Below are 1,982 nucleotides of genomic sequence, written 5' to 3' on the forward strand. Positions count from 1 at the left end.
CGCCGGGCGGGCCGGAGCGGGCCGCCCGGGCGACGACCGCGGGGAGCCGGCTCGCGGGCCGGGGCCGCCCCGGCCCCCGCGGTCAGTGCGGCACGGCCGCCACCCGCACCTCGCCCGAGGTGCGGGCCACCAGGAACGCCTCGCCCCTCACCGACTCCGGGTCGAGCGGGAGGCTGTGGCTGCCCGGGGGCAGCACGCCGTCGAAGGCGACGTGCTCGTGGGTCCGCCGGAGGCGGCCCACCCGGTGGACGGTGAGGCCCACGCGGCAGCGGGAACTCACCTCGACCACCGCCTCCCGCTCCGTCGCGCGGAGCCCGGCGAGCCGCCGCCGGTCCCGGGGGCGCCGGTCCAGCGCCTCCTCGGTCCGCGCCACCAGCAGCGGGATCACCGGCGCCAGGCCGCTGACGTACGCCACGTCGGCGCCCGCCCGCCGGAACGCGGCCCGCACCTCCTCCTTCCGCTCCTCCCCCACCGCGCGTCCGAAGGCCACCGCCCCGTAGGCCCGCAGCTCCTCGGGCGGGACCCCGGACGGGTCGTGGGTGATGTCGGCGCCTATGCCGATGGAGCGCAGCGCGGCGGCCAGCTTGTTGAGCACGGTGGCCCGGGCGCCGACCAGCAGCACCCTGCGGCCGTCCTCCCGCACGTCGTGGGCCCGGTCCAGCAGGCCGGTCAGCGCCGCGCGGTACCCGTCGCCGCGGAACCGGAACGGGCCCAGGCCGCGGTAGCCGTTGAGGCGCAGGTCGGGGCGGTCCCCGGTCTGCCAGGCGAAGTCGCGCCACACGTAGTCCTCGCCGTCCCGTTCGATCACCGCGGTGACCGCGCCACAGGCGAGGTCGGCGCATTCGGGACAGCCGTAGACCAGGTACCGGCCGCCGGGCAGCGGCGCCGGCGCCTCCAGCAGCAGCGCGCGCACCTGCTCGGCGAGGACGGCCGGCGGCACGTCGGCGGCGAGCGGCGACACCGCGTCCAGGTCCGCGAGGCGGAAGAGCAGCGGGCGCCCGTCGACCACGAAGTCGGTGAACTCCCGGTGGGTGATGAGGTGGGTCCCGCCCGCGAGGACCCCGCCCGCGCGGGTCGCCGGGGCGAGGGCGAAGGACGCGTAGGTCGCGTGCTCGGCAGCCATGCTCCGAGTATTCCCGCGGCGCGGGCGCTCTGTTCCCGGTGCGGGGCATTCCGTTACGGTCCGCGCATGGAACGGCATCGGCCCTGTGAAGTGATCGTCGTGGGCGGCGGAGTCATCGGCCTGACCACGGCCGTGGTCCTGGCGGAGAGCGGGCGGCGGGTACGGATCTGGTCCCGCGAACCCGCCGAGCGGACGACCTCGGAGGTGGCGGGCGGCCTGTGGTGGCCCTACCGGATCGAGCCGGAGGAACGGGTCGGCGGGTGGTCGCTGGTCTCCTACGAGGTCTACGCCGCGCTGGCCGCCACCCGGTCCGAGGAGACGGGCGTGCGGATGGTGGCGGGGGTGCACGGCGGCGCGTCGCTCGACGGGCTCGGCCCGTGGGCCGCGGAGGTTCCGGGGCTGCGCGCGGCGACGTCCGAGGAGTGCCCCGGCGGCGGTCTGTGGGCGCGGGTGCCGCTGATCGACATGCGGGTCCACCTGCCCTGGCTGCGGGAACGTTTCCGCGCCGCGGGGGGCGTGGTCGAGGAGCGTGCGGTCTCCTCGCTCGACGAGGCCGCCGCCGAGGCGCCGGTGGTGGTCAACGCGACCGGCCTGGGGGCGCGGGAGCTGGTTCCGGACGACTCGGTGCACCCGGTGCGGGGGCAGCTGGTCGTGGTGGAGAACCCGGGGGTGGACACCTGGCTGACCTCGGTCGCCGACGAGGCGGACGACGGGACGCGGTCGACCTACTTCCTGCCGCAGCCGGGGCGGCTGCTGCTGGGCGGGACGGCCGAGGTGGGCGAATGGTCCACCGAGCCGGATCCCGCGGTCGCCGAGGCGATCGTGGCGCGGTGCGCGGCGGTCCGGCCGGAGATAGCGG

Annotated in this window: 2 protein-coding genes; one reads left to right on the plus strand and one right to left on the minus strand. The window is 77.2% G+C overall.

Translation table 11 applies throughout. The annotated features are described in order from the left end of the window. Window positions 1-82: 82 nt before the first annotated feature. Window positions 83-1,123, minus strand: coding sequence for an oxidoreductase (locus A2U95_RS29040; protein ID WP_166028474.1), 1,041 nt, complete (start codon window positions 1,121-1,123; stop codon window positions 83-85). Window positions 1,124-1,189: 66 nt separating this feature from the next. Here A2U95_RS29040 and A2U95_RS29045 point away from each other — a divergent pair. Next, on the plus strand, window positions 1,190-1,982 hold a 793-nt coding region (locus A2U95_RS29045; protein ID WP_166028476.1), incomplete at its 3' end, for an FAD-dependent oxidoreductase.

The sequence above is a fragment of the Streptomyces chilikensis genome (genome assembly GCF_001642695.1).
In the GTDB taxonomy this organism is placed as follows: domain Bacteria; phylum Actinomycetota; class Actinomycetes; order Streptomycetales; family Streptomycetaceae; genus Streptomyces; species Streptomyces chilikensis.